Raw genomic sequence first — 18151 nt, 5'->3', positions numbered from 1 at the left:
GCTCAGCCGCGCCCGGTCACCGCGGCACGGGCGGCGGTGACGGTGGCTTCCAGCCGGCTGCCGTGGGCGCCACGCCAGTAGACGCGCCCGCAGGAGCGGCACCGCGTGAACGTGTCGTACGTGCGCCGGGTGCCCGGTTCCAGCAGATGGGCGACCGCGGCCTTGGCGACGGGCGCAAGCCCGCCGTTGCAGGCCGGGCACCGGGTCCACGGGGCGAGCGGGGGCCGGAAGCGGGTGAGGACGTCCAGGAGCTGTTCGTCGGGCCGGGTGCCGCGGACGAACGCGGCCAGCCATGGGGTGCGGCGGCACAGCAGCCCGCGGTCCCGGGTGAGCAGGACGCGGCGTTCGGCGTTGGCCCGCTCCACGAGCTCGGGGTCGTCGGCGTCGTTGGCGTAGGCCGTGTCGAGGCCGACCAGACGCAGCCTGCGGGCCAGGGCGCCCAGGTGGACGTCGAGCACGAACCCGGTCGCCGAGGGCGGCAGGGGCTGCGGCCGGGGCCGCGCCGCCACCTCGACCAGGGCGCCGTCGCCGGGCCGGTGTTCGGGCGGCACCCGCCGGCCGGCCACCGTCAGCGCGCCGACCTCGGTGAGCGGTACGCCGAGCGACTGCACGACGTGGCCCAGGGACGAGGTGAGGTCGTAGGGCACCCGCAGCACGTCGGGTCCGCGGTGGCGGGAGGCGAGCAGGAAGCGCAGCTCGGGAGCGAACCACAGCTCCAGCCCGCCCCCGTCACCCGGCCCGGTCACGCGTGGCCCCCTTCACCACCGGCTCAGCGGCCCAGCCGCAGCCCGTCCTCGGCACCGCCCCGGCTGAGGACGGCGTCGCGGATGACGTCGAGGGCCCGGGCGTACTCGGCGTTGTCGGGCTGCTCGTCGAGGGCTCTGGCCAGGTTGACGACGCGCAGGGGGTCGTTGGCCATGACGTGCGGCACGAACTCGGCCTTCCGTACCCGCCACGGCGCGCCCTTCCGCTCGGGCGGGGCGAAGGTGAAGCGCGCGGCGTAGCCCATCTGGCCGCGGGGGTCGTTCATGACGCCCGCCACCTGGTCGCCCATCCCGTACACGACCCAGGTCCCGTTGACCTTCTCGTAGGGCTGGGGCACGTGGACGTGCGTGCCGATGACGAGGTCGATGTCGCGGCGGCCGTCCGTGCGGGCCGCGGTGAGCCGCTCGGCGAGCTCGCGCTGCCGATCGTCGGGCGCCTCCCGGTACTCCGTGCCCCAGTGCATGCTGACGACGACGACATCGGCTCCGGCCTTGCGCGCGGCGCGGGCGTCGGCGATGACCTGGTCGGCGTCGATCAGGTTGACGAGGTAGGGCGCGTCCCCGGGTACGGGGATGCCGTTCGTCCCGTAGGTGTAGGCCAGTTGGGCGACGGTGGCGCCGTTGGCCTTCAGCAGGGCGGGCTTGGCGCGTTCGGCGGCGTCACGGGCCGAGCCCACGTGCCGTACGCCGACCGCGTCCAGAGCGTCCAGGGTGCGGGTGACGCCCTCGGGGCCGGCGTCCAGCGTGTGGTTGGAGGCCGTGGAGCAGGAGTCGTAGCCGGTCTCCTGGATCGCCTGGGCGACCTGGGGCGGGGTGCGGAACATCGGATAGCCGGTGAACGGCCCGTCCTCGGCCCCGAGGATGGTCTCGAGATGGCAGATCGCGAGGTCCGCCCGGGCCACGACGGGCTTCGCTCCGGCCAGCATGGCGCTGAAGTCGTAGGCGCGTTCGCCGCCGCCGTCCGCGTCGGCGGCGGCCTGCCGGATGACGGAGTCGTGGCTGAGGATGTCGCCGGTGGCGACGAGGGTGAACTCCGTGCCGGTCTCGGCGGCGGGCGCGGGGGACGCGGAGTCGGCCTCGGAGGAGGCGTGGTCCGCGCCGGTGCAGGCGGCGGCCGTTCCGAGCAGCAGGGCGGTGAGCAACGCCGTCGTCGGGCGGCGTGGGGGATGGCGCACGATCCCACTCCAGAATCATACAAATAGGATTAATAGGACAATCCCACTTGTTCTCCCGAAGGTGGACGTGCGAACGCCGCCACGCCCGGCATGTCGCCGGGATGGCGGCGGGAAACCACACGTCGGGCCCAGCGCCGGCGGCGGGTGCCGGGCCGGCGCTCACTCCTCCGGACGCATCACCCGGATCTTCGACTGCCGGTGCGGGAGCTCGTCCCAGTCCGTCATGGGGCGCGCCCGCAGACCGTGCGTCTCCGCGAGCCGGACCAGCGTCTCGGTGCGGTAGTAGAAGTCCTCCCGCAGCACGTGGTGCTCACGGTCGACCGTGCGGTTGTAGGTGAAGTCGAAGGAGCCGCCGGGCGCCAGCACCCGGCCCACGTGGGCCAGGCACTGGTCGATCACCTCGATGGGGGAGTGGGAGAAGACGCTGTGCGCGTGGACGACGGTGAAGTAGGCGTCGGGCAGATGGGCCAGCCGCAGGTCCCGGACCAGCGTCAGATGCGGCAGCTTGGCCTGCAGGCCGTGCCGCACCAGCGTCTCCTGCGCGGAGAGGAGGATCTCCGGCGAGATGTCGATGCCGTGGTAGTGGGAGGCGTCCAGGTAGGCGATGAAGAGCCGCCCCGCGCGCAGGTTCCCGCAACCGATCTCCAGCATCCGGTCCTCGGGCGACAGCCCGTGCCGCACCAGGTAGTCGTACTGCATCTCGCCGAGGGCCAGCCAGCGGTCGTGGGTGGCGCTGCCGACCGCCGACTCCGGATCGCGCCGGGTGTCCTCCTTCATCACCGCCCGGTAGTAGGCCACGTGGTCGCCCCCGGTCAGCCGGCGCAGCCGCAGGTCGCGGACCCAGCGTCGCACGTACGGGGGAATCCGGGCCGGGTGCTTGACCGCGTACTGGATACGGTGTGCGAGGGAGGAGCGGTCGACGTGCAGTCGTCGGGACACGGAGAGGGCCTTTCGCCGGAAGCGGGACGGCGGACACCAGCCCCGCCGCGCTGCTGTGTGAGGATCTTCGCGATGCGTAACGACCGACGGGAGGCCCACGTGGCGGAGGAACTCGCTCAGATGCCCCAGGACTGGGACCGGGCACTGGCCATCGTGGCCCATCCGGACGACCTCGAGTACGGAGCCGCCGCAGCCCTCGCGCACTGGGTGCGGGCGGGCAAGGAGATCACCTACCTCCTGGCCACCCGGGGCGAGGCCGGAATCGACACCATGGCCCCGGCCGAGGCCGCCCCGGTGCGGGAGGCCGAGCAGCGCGCCAGCGCCGCCGTCGTCGGCGTCCGCGACGTGGAGTTCCTCGACCACCGCGACGGCGTCATCGAGTACGGCGTCCCGCTCCGCCGCGACCTGGCCGCCGCCATCCGCCGCCACCGCCCCGAGCTCGTGATCACGCTCAACCACGAGGACACCTGGCCCGGCGGCTACTGGAACACCCCCGACCACAAGGCCGTGGGCCGGGCCACCCTGGACGCCGTGGCCGACGCGGGCAACCGCTGGATCTTCCCCGACCAGCTCGCCGACGGCACGCTGGAGCGCTGGGACGGCGTGCGCTGGGTCGCCGTGGCCGCCCCCGGCGCCACCCACATCCAGGAGGTCGACGAGCCGGACGTCGAGCTGGCCATCGCCTCGCTCGCCGAGCACCGCGCCTATCTCACCGCGCTCAGTGACGAGGACCCCGACGCGTACGCCCGCAGGTTCATCACCTCGATTCTGGACGGCGTCGCCGAGCACACCGGCGGCCGGCGCGCCGTGGGCTTTCGGCTCCACCCCTGCTGAGCGCGCCCGGAGTCAGCCGAGCGCACCGGGAGTCAGAAGAGCGGAGCGGGGAGCACGCCCTCCAGGGCTAGCAGCGACCGCTTCGCCTCCAGCCCGCCGCCGAAGCCGCCGAGGCCGCCGCCGCTCGCGACCACCCGGTGACAGGGCACGACGACGGGCAGCGGGTTGGCCCCCATCGCCATCCCGACCGCCCGGGCGGCGCCGGGCTCGCCCACGGCCTCGGCCAGATCCTGGTAGGTGGCCACCCCGCCGTAGGGGACGGTCTCGGCCAGGGCGTGCAGCACGCGGGCGTTGAAGCCGCCCGTCAGCCGCCAGTCCAGGGGGATGCCGAAGCCGCGCACCTCCCCCGCGAAGTAGGCGGCCAGCTCCGCCGCCGTGGCCCGCAGGACGCCGGGCCCCGACACCGGCCCCGCTCCGGGCCCCGACGCGGGGGCCGGGCCCGGGCCCGGAGCGGGCCCTTGGCCGGCCTCCGGCGCGGGCCGTGGCCCGGGCGGCTCGGGCAGGGCCGTGGGCTCCGCGCCGAAGCGCGCGGTGAGCCGGGCCAGGGTCCGGCCCACCAGGCGCTCGTCAGCGTGGAAGCCGACCGTGGCCAGCCCGGCGTCCGTGGCGACGAGCAGCAGGGGGCCGATCGGCGTCGGCACCACCGTCCAGCAGGACTGCACGTTCGTGGCGGTCATGCGACCGACCTTACGGCTCCCCGCCGACGGCGCGGCGGGGAGCCCGCCCGTCGAGCCCGCCTCAGCGGCCGACGCGGCCCCACGCGTCATCGCGCTCGTGGTCCCGCTCCCCGCGCTCGATCGCGTCGCGGACGACGTCGGGACGGTTGCTGATCACCCCGTCGACGCCCGCCCCGGCCAGCCTGGCGGCCGTGGGCCCGTCGTCCACCGTCCACGTGAACACCTCCAGCGGCCGGCCGTGCGCGCCGAGCACCGCGTGGACGGCCGCCACGTACTCGGGCGTCACCGTCGTGAAACGCGGGTTGACCTGGTCGGCGAAGGTGCCGTACTCGGGGAGCTCGGCGACCTCCGGGGTCCCGAGGAAGCCGGTCCTGACCGCCGGGTTGAGCGCGTGCACCCGGCGCAGCGAGTCCGCGTCGAACGTCTGGACGACCAGGCGCCGCCGCACGTGGTAGGGGCTGAGCCAGCCCTCGTCGCGCAGCTCGTCCAGGATGTCCTGTTCGATGCCCGGGTACAGCTCGGGCTTCTTGATCTCCAGCAGCAGCTTCTGGTGGTTGACGGTCATCCGCTCCAGGAACCGCTCCAGCGTGGGCACCGGCTCGCCCGTGTAGCGGGTGCCGAACCAGCTTCCCGCGTCGAGCCGGGCGATCTCGGCGGCGGTGAAGTCCCCGACACGCCACGGGGCGCGGTCGGGGAAGACCTCCTCGACGTTCGTCGTGCGGGCCAGCGTCGCGTCGTGCATGACGACGAGCTCGCCGTCGCGGGTGCGCTGCACGTCGTTCTCCACCCACGCCACGCCCAGCTCCAGGGCCTTGTCGGCGGCGGCCAGGGTGTTCTCCGGGGCGTAGGCCGAGGCGCCGCGGTGGGCGATCGCCAGCACGTCTGCCGAGCCCTCCGGCGTCGCCCCGGACGGCGTCGGCGGCGTCCGCGGCACGGCGGTGGGGGAGGCCGCGGGGGCGGGGCGCTCCCGCGGACCGGCGTCCAGCGGCCCCACCGGGGCCGGTGCGGCCGGGGCCGGGGCCACGGCGAGGACGAGGGCGAGGACTCCCAGCAGCGAACCGGTCAGGGCGATGGGGCGAAGGGACACGGGGCGACTCCTCACGGTGGGGGACGGCGGCGACCGCACCCGGCGGAGCGGGGGCGTCCACGCCGCGTCGGCGGTCCGTCGCGCCGCGTCGGCAACGCGGCCGTGAGAGAGGTTTTCCAGCGAGGGCTGCCGGTGCATGGGCGCCAAACGGGTGCCGGATGACGACGAGCTGAACGTTGTCGGTGGTGCGCCGTACGGTGGGAACATGCGGCCCGTATCCCAGATCGAACGCAAGGTGGCGCCCTTCGAGGTCGTCAGCCCCTACCAGCCCAGCGGTGACCAGCCCACGGCCATCGCCGATCTCGCGCGGCGGGTGGAGGCGGGGGAGAAGGACGTCGTGCTGCTGGGCGCCACGGGCACCGGCAAGTCGGCGACGACGGCGTGGATGATCGAGAAGCTCCAGCGCCCCACGCTGGTGATGGCGCCGAACAAGACGCTCGCCGCGCAGCTGGCGAACGAGTTCCGCGAGCTCCTGCCGAACAACGCGGTGGAGTACTTCGTCTCGTACTACGACTACTACCAGCCCGAGGCCTACGTTCCGCAGTCCGACACCTACATCGAGAAGGACTCCTCGATCAACGAGGAGGTGGAGCGGCTGCGGCACAGCGCGACGAACTCGCTGCTCACCCGGCGGGACGTGGTGGTCGTCGCCTCGGTGTCCTGCATCTACGGCCTGGGCACGCCGCAGGAGTACGTGGACCGGATGGTGCCGCTCAGGGTCGGCGAGGAGACCGACCGGGACGTCCTGCTGCGCCGCCTCGTGGAGATCCAGTACGCGCGCAACGACGCCGCCTTCACCCGCGGCACCTTCCGGGTGCGGGGCGACACCATCGAGGTGTTCCCCGTCTACGAGGAGCTGGCCGTCCGCATCGAGATGTTCGGTGACGAGATCGAGGCGCTCTCGACGCTGCACCCGATCACCGGCGAGGTGATGTCGGACGACACGGAGCTGTACGTCTTCCCCGCCTCGCACTACGTCGCGGGCGAGGAGCGGATGGCCCGGGCCGTGCGCGCCATCGAGGACGAGCTGCGCGAGACCCTGGAGACGATGGAGAAGCGGGGCAAACTGCTGGAGGCCCAGCGGCTGCGCATGCGCACCACCTACGATCTGGAGATGATGCAGCAGATCGGCACCTGCTCCGGGATCGAGAACTACTCGCTGCACATCGACGGCCGCGAGCCCGGCTCGCCCCCGCACACCCTGCTCGACTACTTCCCCGAGGACTTCCTGCTCGTCATCGACGAGTCGCACGTGACGGTGCCGCAGATCGGGGCCATGTACGAGGGTGACGCCTCCCGCAAGCGGACGCTGGTCGAGCACGGCTTCCGGCTCCCGTCCGCCATGGACAACCGCCCGCTGAAGTGGGAGGAGTTCCTGGAGCGCATCGACCAGACGGTGTACCTGTCGGCGACGCCCGGCTCCTACGAGCTGTCCCGGGCCGACGGCGTGGTGGAACAGATCATCCGCCCGACGGGGCTGGTGGACCCGGAGGTGGTCGTCAAGCCCACCGAGGGCCAGATCGACGACCTGGTCCACGAGATCCGCACCCGCACCGAGAAGGACGAGCGCGTCCTCGTCACGACGCTGACGAAGAAGATGGCGGAGGACCTCACGGACTACTTCCTGGAGCTGGGCATCAACGTCCGCTACCTCCACAGCGACGTGGACACCCTGCGCCGGGTGGAGCTGCTGCGCGAGCTGCGGGCCGGCGAGTTCGACGTCCTGGTCGGCATCAACCTGCTGCGGGAGGGGCTGGACCTCCCCGAGGTCTCGCTGGTGGCCATCCTCGACGCGGACAAGGAGGGTTTCCTCCGCTCGGGCACCTCGCTGATCCAGACCATCGGCCGCGCCGCCCGCAACGTCTCCGGCCAGGTGCACATGTACGCCGACAAGATCACGCCGGCGATGGAGAAGGCCATCGACGAGACGAACCGCCGCCGTGCCAAGCAGATCGCCTACAACAAGGAGAAGGGCATCGACCCCCAGCCCCTGCGCAAGAAGATCGGGGACATCGTCTCCGCCATCGCGCGCGAGGAGGTCGACACCGAGCAGCTCCTGGGCACCGGGTACCGCCAGGCCCCGGAGGGCGAGCGCAAGGGCAAGGCCCCGGTGCCGGCCCTGGCCAAGGGGCAGGTGAAGGCCGCGGCCTCCGCGGCGGGCAAGACGCCGGCCGACGGCAAGCCCACCGACAGGCCCGCCACCGAGCTGGCCGGTCTCATCGAGCAGATGACGGAGCGGATGCGGGCCGCCGCCGCGGAGCTGCAGTTCGAGGTCGCCGCGCGGCTGCGGGACGAGGTCGGCGAGCTGAAGAAGGAGCTCCGCCAGATGCGCGAGGCCGGGCTCAAGTAGCCGGCCCGTGCCGGGCTCGGGGAGCCGTCCGCTGTGGCCGGACTGTTGCAGGACCGCCACAAAGCACGGGTGGACCGGTACACGGTCCGGGCGCACTGCGTAGGGTTCGAGGCGGCGTCGAGGGCGGCTGTCGTGACACCGCCGAGAGGGGAGCAGGACACGTGACGGTCAATCTGTCCAAAGGGCAGGCGATCAGCCTGGAGAAGACCGGCGGAGGCTCCCTCAGCGCGGTGCGCATGGGCCTGGGATGGCGGTCGGCGGCCCGCCGCGGGCTCTTCGGCCGGCGGAGCAAGGAGATCGACCTCGACGCCTCGGCCGTGTTGTTCGCCGGTCAGCAGCCCGTCGACGTCGTCTTCTTCCGTCATCTGAAGAGCGACGACGGCTCCGTCACCCACACCGGCGACAACCTGGTCGGCGGCGTGGGGGAGGGCGGTGACGACGAGGCGATCCTGGTGGACCTGCACCGGGTGCCCGTCCACGTCGACCAGATCGTCTTCACCGTCAACTCCTTCACCGGCCAGACGTTCGCGGAGGTCGAGAACGCCTTCTGCCGGCTGCTGGACGAGACGACGGCCACCGAACTGGCCCGCTACACGCTCACCGGCGGCGGCGCGTACACGGCCCAGATCATGGCCAAGGTGCACCGGCAGGGGGACGGTTGGTCGATGACGGCCATCGGCGCCCCGGCCAACGGCCGCACCTTCCAGGACCTGATGCCGGCCATCGCGCCGCACCTGTAGGGAACGCGGGGACGAGGGGGGAACCGACGATGACGGCCGAGCTCGTGCGCGGGCAGAACCATCCGCTGGTGGGCCCGGACCTGCAGGTTCACGTCACGGCGGAGCGGCCCGTCATCGCCGGCGCCGCCCTGTGCGACGCCGAGGGCCGCACCCGCGAGGGCTGGTTCGGGCACCCGGGAGCGGCCGGGCCGCCCGGGGTGTCGCCCGCGGCGGGCTCCCGGGAGAGCCACCGGATCACCCTGGCGCTGGACGAGGTGCCGGGCGAGGCGGAGTCCGTGCGGATCTGGCTGACGCTCACTCCGGGTGGGCCGGTGCGGTTCGGCGCCATCGCGGCGCCGCGGATCGCCGTCCTGGGGCCCGACGGCGTGCCGTGGGCGGGGTACAGCCTCACCGGCCTCGACGGGGAGTCCGCCGTCACGGCCGTCGAGCTGTACCGCAGGGCCGGTGCCTGGAAGGTTCGGGCCGTCGGGCAGGGCTACGCGGGCGGGCTGTCCGCCCTGTGCGCCGACCACGGCCTGCCGGACGAACGGGCGCGGTCCCTGGCCGAGGGCATCCTGGCCTCCGTCGCCGCCCCGGCCGGAGTTCCCGGGCCCCCGACGCGGGCCGCCGCCCCCGGGACCGCTGCGGCTCCCGGCGGCGCGTCCGCCCGCCCCGAGCCGCAGCCGGGCGCGCGCGTCGACTACCGGCACCCCACTCGCCCCGGGGCCGGGTCACAGGCCGGGTCAGCGCGGAACGAGGCTCCGCAGGCCGGGGCCGCGCCGAACGAAGGCCCGCCGGACGGGGCCCAGCGGGAGGAGGCGCCGCAGCCCGTCGCCGGCGACGCCTCGGGCTGGTCCATGGAGGAGCGGCTCTACAACCAGGTGTGGGGCATGTTCGAGGACCTGGCCCGTACGGTCGCCGCCTACCGCGGCGCCGTCGCCTTCGCCGACGAGCGGCTGGAGAAGGAGATCGACGAGGTGCTCGCGGACCCGCGCACCCGCACGGGCCCGGCGGCCGACGCCGCCCGGGAGCGCGCCCGCGCCCGGCAGGCGGAGCTGATCGCCCGCGCCCAGCAGGCCCTCGACCGGGACCTGGACCAGCTGGCGGCCGAGTCCGGGGTCGTCGAGCCCGCCCTGCCGCCCGCGTTCGCCGGCTGGGACAACCCGGTCTGGCACGGTTACCGGGTTCCGCGGTCGGCGCCCTCGGCCCTGCGGCTGGGGGATCTGAGCCTGCCCGAGCGCATCGGGCTGCGGATACCCATGCTGGTCAGGCTGCCGCTGGAACGCGGTCTGTGGATCGACTCCGGCCGGGGCGGCCAGCCCGCCGCCGAGGTCATCGACGCCGAGGAGCTGCGGCGCGAGGCCGGGCTGCTGGCCACGGCGGTGGCGGGGCGGCTGCTGGCCGTGCACCCGCCGGGCGGGTTCACGGTGCACGTGATCGACGCGGCGGGCTCGGCGGCACACACCCTGCGCCCCCTGCTGGACTCCGGGCTGCTGCGGGAGGCCCCGGCGCGCGGCGCCGCCGGTGTGTCGGGCGTCCTCGGCCGCCTCACCGAGCGGGTGGACCTGGTGCAGCTGGCCGTCCGCAACCGGGCCGCCGACGCCCTGCCGCCCGGCCTGGACACCAGCGATCAGCTCCTGCTCGTGCACGACTTCCCGCACGGCTTCGACGACCGCGCGATCACCCAGCTGCGCTACCTCGCGGACGAGGGACCGGCCGTCGGCGTCCATCTGCTCCTCGTCGCGGACCGGGAGGACGCCGCCGACTTCGGCCCGCTGCTGGACCCGCTGTGGCGTTCGCTCCTGCGGATCACGCCCATCCCGGACGACCACGTCGCCGACCCGTGGGTGCGGCACCAGTGGACGTACGAGCCGCCGCACGTGCCGCAGGGCAGCGCGATCCTGCCGCGGGTCCTCGGCACGCTGGCCGAGGCTGTCCGGGCCCGCCCGGGCGGACGGCACGTCTGACGGCGGGTCTGACGGCACGTCTGACGGCGCGGCACCTCTGCTGGGCGCGGCCCGCGTTGTGCGTTGCGTCACACCTCAACGGGTCCCACTTGGTGAATCCTTGACCTTGCCATAGCCTGCACTTTGCGGAGGGGAGTATTCCCGGCTGCGATGACCCCGTCAGTACGGGCCGCCCGTTGCGGTCCCGGGGCGTCGGCCCGTGGCCAGGCCCGGGCGGAAGAGACCTCCGGCGACGACAGCCGGAGGAGTGCTGCATGGACGTCACCATGACCACCTGGGCGGTGACCATTCTCGGTCTCTGTGCCCTGATCGCCGTCGACTTCTTCATCGGCGGACGCAAACCCCACGAGGTCTCCGTCAAGGAGGCCGGTATCTGGTCGGCGGTCTGGGTGGCCCTGGCCGTCCTGTTCGGTCTGGGGCTGCTGTTCTTCGGGAACGCCACCTCGTCCGGTGAGTTCTTCGCCGGTTACATCACCGAGAAGTCGCTCAGCGTCGACAACCTCTTCGTCTTCGTCCTCATCATGGCCAAGTTCGCGGTACCCGCCGCCTACCAGCAGCGGGTGCTGATGGTCGGGGTGCTGATCGCGCTGGTGCTGCGCGGTGTGTTCATCGCGGCGGGCGCGGCCGTCATCTCCCAGTTCTCCTGGGTGTTCTTCATCTTCGGCGCCTTCCTCGTCTGGACGGCGTGGAAGCTCATCGAGGAGGCCCGCGCCGACGCCTCGGAAGAGGCGTACGAGGAGAACCGCCTGCTGAAGCTGGTCGAGAAGCGCTTCCCCTCCACCGACCAGTACCACGGCACGCGCGTGACGATCGTCGAGAACGGCCGCCGCCTCATGACGCCGATGCTGATCGTCATGCTGGCCATCGGCACCACGGACGTCCTGTTCGCCCTGGACTCGATCCCCGCCATCTTCGGCCTCACCCAGGACCCGTACATCGTCTTCACCGCCAACGCCTTCGCGCTGATGGGGCTGCGGCAGCTCTACTTCCTGATCGGCGGGCTGCTGAAGAAGCTGGTTCACCTCTCCTACGGGCTGTCGGTCATCCTCGGCTTCATCGGGGTGAAGCTCGTCCTGCACGCGCTGCACGAGCAGGGTGTGCACGTCCCCGTCGTCAGCACCCCGGTCTCGCTGGGCGTCATCTGCGGCGTGCTGGTCGTCACGACCGTCACCAGCCTGATCGCAGCGAAGAAGCAGAACGCGCAGGCCGAGAGGGACGCAGCCGGGGGCGACGAGGCCGAGCGGCCCGCCCGGGAGAGCGAGAGCGCGGGCCGCTGAGGCACCGCGCACGGCTTCCCGTGCGCGAGGCAGGGGCGCGACCTACCGGACTGATCGCCGGCCGACGTACCGTCAGCCGGCGATCAGTCCGTCGCCCTCGACCCGGACCGGTACCTCCGGCAGGGGCTCCCGCGCAGGGCCACCGAGCACCTCGCCCGTCGTCGTGTCGAAGCTGCTGCCGTGGCAGGCGCAGTGGATCGTCAGCTTCCGCACCGCGGCCATCACGCAGCCCTTGTGCGTGCACACCGCGCTGAACGCCCTGAACCGCCCGGGCTCGGGCTGCGATACGACGATGCTCCGCGCAGCGAACGCATGAGCGCCGCCCACGGGGACGTCGTCGGCGGAGCCTAGCTCGACGGGCGCCGTCGGAGTGGCCGACTGCGGGGCCGTGGGGGCGTCGGCGCCCCCGCAGCCGGAGAGGGTGAGGCCGGCGGCCGAGGCCGCCGCACCGCAGAGCACGGTGCGACGGCCCGGGCTGCGCCGTTCGTCGTCTGTCACGCGGGTCAGCCTACGTGCGGGGTCAGGCCCGCTTGCCCGCGGCCGTCTTCCTGGCCGTCTTCTTGGCGGGGGTCTTGGCGGACGTCTTGGCCGCCGCCTTGCGGACCGCCGTGACGTTCTTCGCCTGGCCCGCCGCGGCCGCCTTGGCCTTCGGCTTGGCCGCGGCGGTCCGGCGCCGCCGGCCGCCGTCCACCGGCGCGTCGCTGACCCGGTCGCCCAGCACGTCCCGGAGGAACTTGCCGGTGTGGCTGGCGGGGATGGCGGCGACCTCCTCCGGCGACCCCTCGGCGACGACGAGACCGCCGCCGACGCCGCCCTCGGGGCCCATGTCCACGACCCAGTCGGCCGTCTTGATGACGTCGAGGTTGTGCTCGATGACGATGACCGTGTTGCCCTTGTCGACCAGGCCCTCCAACACCGAGATGAGCTTGCGGATGTCCTCGAAGTGCAGGCCGGTCGTGGGCTCGTCGAGCACGTAGACCGTGCGGCCCGTGGAGCGCTTCTGCAGCTCCGAGGCCAGCTTCACGCGCTGTGCCTCGCCGCCGGAGAGGGTGGGGGCGGACTGCCCCAGCCGCACGTAGCCGAGCCCCACGTCGTTGAGGGTGCGCAGGTGCCGGGCGATGGCGGGGACGGCCTCGAAGAAGTCCATCGCCTCCTCGATCGGCATGTCCAGCACCTCGGCGATGTTCTTGCCCTTGTAGTGGACCTCCAGCGTCTCCCGGTTGTACCGGGCGCCGTGGCACACCTCGCAGGGCACGTACACGTCGGGCAGGAAGTTCATCTCGATCTTGATCGTGCCGTCGCCCGAGCAGTTCTCGCAGCGTCCGCCCTTGACGTTGAAGGAGAACCGGCCGGGCAGGTAGCCGCGGACCTTCGCCTCCATCGTCTCGGCGAACAGCTTGCGGACGTGGTCGAAGACCCCGGTGTAGGTGGCGGGGTTGGAGCGCGGGGTGCGCCCGATGGGGGACTGGTCGACGTGGACGACCTTGTCCACCTGGTCGTCGCCCACGACCCGGGTGTGCCGCCCCGGCACGGCCTTCGCGCCGTTCAGCTCCCGGGCGAGGTGGGTGTAGAGGATGTCGTTGACCAGGGTCGACTTGCCGGAACCGGAGACCCCGGTGACGGCCGTCAGCACACCCAGCGGGAAGTCGACGTCGATGTCGCGCAGGTTGTTCTCCCGCGCGCCGACGACCGTCAGCTGCCGCTCCGCGTCCGCCGGGCGGCGCTCGGCGGGGGTGGGGATCTGCTTCTTGCCGACGAGGTACTGGCCCGTCATGGAGGACTCGTTGGACAGCAGCTCCGCCAGCGGCCCGCTGTGCACGACCTTGCCGCCGTGTTCGCCCGCGCCCGGACCGATGTCCACAACCCAGTCCGAGGTGCGGATGGTGTCCTCGTCGTGCTCGACGACGATCAGGGTGTTGCCCAGGTCCCGCAGCCGCACGAGGGTCTCGATGAGCCGGTGGTTGTCCCGCTGGTGCAGGCCGATCGACGGCTCGTCCAGCACGTAGAGCACGCCCACGAGGCCCGAGCCGATCTGCGTCGCCAGCCGGATGCGCTGCGCCTCGCCACCCGAGAGCGTCCCGGCTGCGCGGTTGAGCGAGAGGTAATCGAGGCCGACGTCCACGAGGAAGCGCAGCCGCTCGTTGACCTCCTTCAGCACCCGCTCGGCGATCTTCTTCTCGCGGGCGTTGAGGGTCATGTCGCGCAGGAAGTCGGCGCACTCGCTGATCGACATGGCGGCCACGTCGGCGATGGACCGCCCCTTGACCGTCACGGCCAGCACGATCGGCTTCAGCCGGGTGCCCTCGCAGGACGGGCAGTTCACCTCGCGCATGTAGCCCTCGAAGCGCTCCCGGCTGGAGTCGGACTCGGCCTCCGCGTGGCGCCGCCGCACGAAGGGCACCGCCCCCTCGAAGGGGGTGGTGTAGGAGCGCTGGCGGCCGTAACGGTTGCGGTAGCTGACCTCGATCTGGGTGCGGTGCCCGTGCAGCAGCGCCTTCTTCGCCCGCTGCGGCAGCCCGTCCCAGGGGATGTCGGTGCGGAAGCCGAGGGCGTCGGCCAGGGCGCCGATCAGCCGCCCGAAGTACTCCCGGTTGTGCCCGTGCGACCACGGGTGGATGGCGCCGTCGTCGAGGGACCGCTCCCCGTCGGGGACGAGCAGCTCCGGGTCCACCTCCATCCGGGTGCCGATGCCGGTGCACTCGGGGCAGGCCCCGAAGGGGGAGTTGAAGGAGAACGAGCGCGGCTCCAGCTCCTCGAACGACAGGTCGTCGTAGGGGCAGTAGAGATGTTCGGAGTACATCCGCTCGCGCTGCGGGTCGTCCTCGTCGAGGTCCACGAAGTCGAGGATGACCATGCCGCCGGAGAGCCCGAGCGCCGTCTCCACCGAGTCCGTCAGCCGCCGCTTGGCGCCCCCCTTCACGGTCAGGCGGTCGACGACCACCTCGATCGTGTGCTTCTCCTGCTTCTTCAGCTTGGGCGGGTCGGAGAGCTGGACCGTCTTCCCGTCCACCCGGGCGCGGCTGTAGCCCTTGGTCTGGAGGTCGGAGAAGAGGTCGGCGAACTCGCCCTTGCGCTCGCGCACCAGCGGCGAGAGCACCTGGAACCGGCTGCCCTCCTCCAGGCCGAGCACCTTGTCCACGATGGCCTGCGGCGACTGGCGGGCGATGGGACGCCCGCACTCCGGGCAGTGCGGCTTGCCGATCCGGGCGAACAGCAGCCGCAGGTAGTCGTAGACCTCGGTGATGGTGCCGACCGTGGAGCGCGGGTTGCGCGAGGTCGACTTCTGGTCGATGGACACCGCGGGGGACAGGCCCTCGATGAAGTCCACGTCCGGCTTGTCCATCTGCCCGAGGAACTGCCGTGCGTAGGACGAGAGCGACTCCACGTAACGGCGCTGGCCCTCGGCGAAGATCGTGTCGAACGCGAGCGAGGACTTGCCCGATCCCGAGAGCCCGGTGAAGACGATGAGGGAGTCACGCGGGAGGTCGAGCGAGACGTTCTTCAGATTGTGCTCGCGAGCGCCACGGACGATGAGACGGTCGGCCACGCCGATTGGCACCTTTCATGTGGATTGCGGGTCCGGACGAGCGGCCCCGCATACCAGGGTATGGCGGCCGCGGCCGGTGTGTCTTCGGGATGCCACTACCGCGAGCTTATAGCACGCACATTCGATTTCGCGGCGTGTCCGTCACTGCGCCGCGCGTGCACGACCACGCGCCCCCGCGCGCAACCCCACCACCACGACCGGAGCCGACTTCACCCCGTCGCGGGGCGGCGATAGCGTTGGATCATGAACGTGCCACAAGACGACGTAGCGGCCCTCCAGGAGTCCACCGACGCACTCCTGGCCGCCGTCTCGCGACTGGACGACGCGTCCCTCACCGAACCCTCGGGGCTGCCCGGCTGGACCCGCGGCCATGTCCTCGCCCACCTCGCCCGCAACGCCGACGCGCTGGTCAACGTCCTCGAAGGGCGGCCCATGTACGCGAGCGCGGAGGCCCGGGAAGCCGACATCGAGAGCGGCGCACCCCGCCCGCTCGCCGCCCAGCTCGACGATCTGCGCGCCACGGCCGAGCGGCTCAGCGCGGCCTTCGCCCGGTACGAGGGCGAGCGCTGGGAGGAACGCGTCGAGCTGCGCAACGGCGTCACCGACCGGGCCGGGGCCATCCCCTTCCGGCGCCAGGTCGAGGTCGAGCTGCACCACGTCGACCTGGACGCCGGCCGCAAGCCGGACGACATGCCGGCCGCCTTCACCGAGGCCCTCATCGGCTACCTGGCCCGGCGCTTCTCCGGGAACCCCGACGTCCCGGCGACCGAGCTGCGCACCGAGGACGGCCGGACGTGGCGCACCGGCCGCGGGGCGGAGGCCGGCGGCCCCGAGGTCACCGTCACCGGAGCCCCCGGCGCGCTCGCAGGCTGGCTCGCCGGGCGCACCGACGGCACCGGTCTCAGCGCCGGACCCGGCGCGCTGCCCGTCCTGCCCCCGCTCTGACCCCATCCGACCACCCGGCCGCCGTCCGCGGCCTCGCCGCAAGGAGACCCACATGTCCTACACCGGAAAGGTCACGGTCGGCGGCCCGGCCGACGTCCACGAGCTGGCCGACCTGATCATCTCCAAGGTCGCCGTCGGCCCGATGGACAACAACGCCTACCTGTTGCGCTGCCGCACCACCGACGAGCAGCTCCTGATCGACGCCGCCAACGAGCCGCAGACCCTGCTGAGCCTCATCGGGGGTGACGGCATCACCGCCGTCGTCACCACGCACCGGCACGGCGACCACTGGCAGGCCCTCTCCGACGTCGTCGCCGCGACGGGCGCCCGCACCTATGCGGGCCGCGAGGACGTGGCCGGCATCCCCGTCCCCACCGACGTGCCGCTGGACGACGGCGACACCGTCTCCTTCGGCGCGGTCCGCCTCACCGCCCGGCACCTGGTCGGCCACACCCCCGGATCCGTCGCGCTCGTCTACGACGACCCGCACGGCCACCCGCACCTGTTCACCGGCGACTGCCTCTTCCCGGGCGGCGTCGGCAACACCTTCGGCAACGCCGAGCACTTCGCCTCGCTCCTGCACGACGTCGAGACCAAGCTCTTCGGGCAACTCCCGGACGAGACCTGGGTCTACCCGGGCCACGGCGCCGACACCAGCCTCGGCGCCGAGCGCCCCCACCTGGCCGAGTGGCGCGAGCGCGGCTGGTGACAGCCGCGTCACCGCGTGCGTCAACACCCCAGCGCAGAAGGTAAATTGAGGAGGTCGGCAGCAGGCAGCGGGGAGGGGACGGCGGCATGGCCACCGGGGAGAGCAACGACCTGGCGATCATCCGGGCTCGTGAGGAGCACGTGGACGCGATCGTGGAGCTGGCCGCCTCGCGGAGCCTGGACCGCACGGACCCCCACGAGGCGAGCAGGAGCGGGTTCCTCGTCTCTGGCTACACCGCCGACACCTACCGGGCGCGGCTCAAGACCGCCGAGCACTTCTACGTCGCGGTCAAGGGGGCCGACGTCGTCGGCTTCCTCCTCGCCTACAGCGACGAGGCCCTGGGCGCGCACGAGTGGCTGAACCACCGGATCAGGGCCGATCTGGGCGGCTTCCTCGTGATCAAGCAGGTGTGTGTGGCGCCGCGCGCCGCCCGGCAGGGCGTCGCCTCCCGGCTGTACAACCACGTGCTCGACCAGTGGAAGACGAGCCCGGTGATCGCCGCGGTCGTCGCCGAACCGCCCAACGAGGCGTCCACGCGCTTCCACCGCAGGCTCGGCTTCCAGGAGCTGGTCCGGCAGACACCGCCCGACGGAATGCCGCGGGTGGTCTGGGTGCGGCGCAGGCGCCGCAGGCACTGGTGCAGAGCCAGTACGGCGTCGCCGTGGACCTCTACAAGCACGAGGACACCACCAACTGGCAGAAGCTGAACAACTTCTTCTACATCACCGCCGGTCTCGCGGCCGCCACCGCCTTCGCCCTGGGCGGGCAGGGGGACGACTCCGAGCCCCTGCGCGGACTGGCCGTCGTCGTCGCCGTCATCGGCTTCGGCGCGTCCGTCGCCTTCTCGCAGATGCTCCGCTTCGGGCGGCGCTACCTCCAGGCCCGCAAGACCGCCGTCGTGGAGTTCGAGCGGTACCTGCTCTGGCACGGCGGTGAGCGCGTCGTCGGTCAGGGGATGGAGGGCGAGCGCCCCGCGAGCTGGCTGCGGGCCTCGCCGACGGGGACGCTGATGGTGTTCATACCGGCGCTGGTGGCCGTGTGCTGGCTGGTGGTGCTGGTGCTGATCGCCACCGGGTAGCGATCGCCGCCCGGGAGCGGCGCCCCGCCGGCCGCCCGTCCGCCCCGAGGCCGGCCGGCGGTCGCGCGGCGGGGCGGGGCGCA

The 18151-nt window shown here is 72.6% G+C and carries 16 protein-coding genes; 9 read left to right on the top strand and 7 right to left on the bottom strand.

Annotated features, from left to right (window positions below; translation table 11 throughout):
• Positions 1–2: 2 nt before the first annotated feature.
• From O7609_RS02930 to O7609_RS02920, 3 genes are all read right to left on the bottom strand, one after another.
• On the bottom strand, positions 3–746 hold the full coding sequence (locus O7609_RS02930; protein WP_269743035.1) for a Mut7-C RNAse domain-containing protein: 744 nt from the start codon (positions 744–746) through the stop codon (positions 3–5).
• 23 nt (positions 747–769) lie between these two features.
• On the bottom strand, positions 770–1942 hold the full coding sequence (locus O7609_RS02925) for a CapA family protein (RefSeq protein ID WP_269736994.1): 1173 nt from the start codon (positions 1940–1942) through the stop codon (positions 770–772).
• A 156-nt stretch (positions 1943–2098) separates the two neighbouring features.
• Positions 2099–2878, bottom strand: coding sequence for a class I SAM-dependent methyltransferase (locus O7609_RS02920; protein WP_269733330.1), 780 nt, complete (start codon positions 2876–2878; stop codon positions 2099–2101).
• A 72-nt stretch (positions 2879–2950) separates the two neighbouring features.
• On the opposite strand from O7609_RS02920, the gene O7609_RS02915 reads away from it, so the two are divergent.
• Positions 2951–3712, top strand: coding sequence for a PIG-L deacetylase family protein (locus O7609_RS02915; RefSeq protein WP_269733329.1), 762 nt, complete (start codon positions 2951–2953; stop codon positions 3710–3712).
• Positions 3713–3744: 32 nt separating this feature from the next.
• Here the strand turns inward: O7609_RS02915 and O7609_RS02910 are convergent, their stop codons facing one another.
• Both O7609_RS02910 and O7609_RS02905 read right to left on the bottom strand, forming a co-directional pair.
• Entirely contained in the window at positions 3745–4389 is a 645-nt protein-coding gene (locus O7609_RS02910) for a methylated-DNA--[protein]-cysteine S-methyltransferase (protein WP_269743034.1), read from the bottom strand.
• A gap of 61 nt (positions 4390–4450) precedes the next feature.
• Positions 4451–5476, bottom strand: a complete 1026-nt coding sequence (locus O7609_RS02905) for a glycerophosphodiester phosphodiesterase (protein WP_443072045.1) — start codon at positions 5474–5476, stop codon at positions 4451–4453.
• Positions 5477–5681: 205 nt separating this feature from the next.
• Here O7609_RS02905 and uvrB point away from each other — a divergent pair, with 205 nt between their 5' ends.
• The 4 genes from uvrB to O7609_RS02885 all read left to right on the top strand — a co-directional run bounded on the left by uvrB (position 5682) and on the right by O7609_RS02885 (position 11789).
• Positions 5682–7826, top strand: a complete 2145-nt coding sequence (gene uvrB, locus O7609_RS02900; RefSeq protein WP_269743033.1) for an excinuclease ABC subunit UvrB — start codon at positions 5682–5684, stop codon at positions 7824–7826.
• A gap of 161 nt (positions 7827–7987) precedes the next feature.
• The gene (locus tag O7609_RS02895; protein WP_269733326.1) at positions 7988–8566 is read left to right on the top strand and encodes a TerD family protein; all 579 of its coding nucleotides are present in this window, start codon (positions 7988–7990) and stop codon (positions 8564–8566) included.
• A 29-nt stretch (positions 8567–8595) separates the two neighbouring features.
• Complete coding sequence (locus tag O7609_RS02890; RefSeq protein WP_269743032.1) at positions 8596–10512, top strand: TerD family protein; 1917 nt, start codon at positions 8596–8598, stop codon at positions 10510–10512.
• 254 nt (positions 10513–10766) lie between these two features.
• Positions 10767–11789, top strand: coding sequence for a TerC family protein (locus O7609_RS02885; RefSeq protein ID WP_269733324.1), 1023 nt, complete (start codon positions 10767–10769; stop codon positions 11787–11789).
• A 72-nt stretch (positions 11790–11861) separates the two neighbouring features.
• On the opposite strand, the gene O7609_RS02880 is transcribed toward O7609_RS02885, so the two are convergent.
• Positions 11862–12287 carry a Rieske (2Fe-2S) protein gene (locus O7609_RS02880; protein ID WP_269733323.1) on the bottom strand — a complete coding sequence of 142 codons (426 nt, stop codon included), beginning with the start codon at positions 12285–12287 and terminating at the stop codon, positions 11862–11864.
• Between the two features lie 22 nt (positions 12288–12309).
• Positions 12310–15336 carry an excinuclease ABC subunit UvrA gene (uvrA, locus tag O7609_RS02875; RefSeq protein ID WP_269743031.1) on the bottom strand — a complete coding sequence of 1009 codons (3027 nt, stop codon included), beginning with the start codon at positions 15334–15336 and terminating at the stop codon, positions 12310–12312.
• A gap of 243 nt (positions 15337–15579) precedes the next feature.
• Between uvrA and O7609_RS02870 the strand changes: the two genes are divergently transcribed.
• The 4 genes from O7609_RS02870 (at position 15580) to O7609_RS02855 (ending at position 18068) form a co-directional block, all read left to right on the top strand.
• Positions 15580–16281, top strand: a complete 702-nt coding sequence (locus tag O7609_RS02870) for a maleylpyruvate isomerase family mycothiol-dependent enzyme (protein ID WP_269743030.1) — start codon at positions 15580–15582, stop codon at positions 16279–16281.
• Positions 16282–16333: 52 nt separating this feature from the next.
• The gene (locus O7609_RS02865; protein ID WP_269733320.1) at positions 16334–16990 is read left to right on the top strand and encodes an MBL fold metallo-hydrolase; all 657 of its coding nucleotides are present in this window, start codon (positions 16334–16336) and stop codon (positions 16988–16990) included.
• An 86-nt stretch (positions 16991–17076) separates the two neighbouring features.
• Positions 17077–17697 carry a GNAT family N-acetyltransferase gene (locus O7609_RS02860; RefSeq protein ID WP_269743029.1) on the top strand — a complete coding sequence of 207 codons (621 nt, stop codon included), beginning with the start codon at positions 17077–17079 and terminating at the stop codon, positions 17695–17697.
• Positions 17652–18068, top strand: a complete 417-nt coding sequence (locus O7609_RS02855; RefSeq protein ID WP_269743028.1) for a RipA family octameric membrane protein — start codon at positions 17652–17654, stop codon at positions 18066–18068. The genes O7609_RS02860 and O7609_RS02855 overlap by 46 nt, the downstream gene beginning before the upstream one ends.
• The last annotated feature ends 83 nt before the right edge of the window (positions 18069–18151 follow it).

The sequence above is a fragment of the Streptomyces sp. WMMC1477 genome, from assembly GCF_027460245.1.
GTDB lineage: Bacteria > Actinomycetota > Actinomycetes > Streptomycetales > Streptomycetaceae > Streptomyces.
The sequence above is the reverse complement of the archived record's forward strand: the minus strand, read 5'-3'. Positions and strand labels throughout refer to the sequence as shown.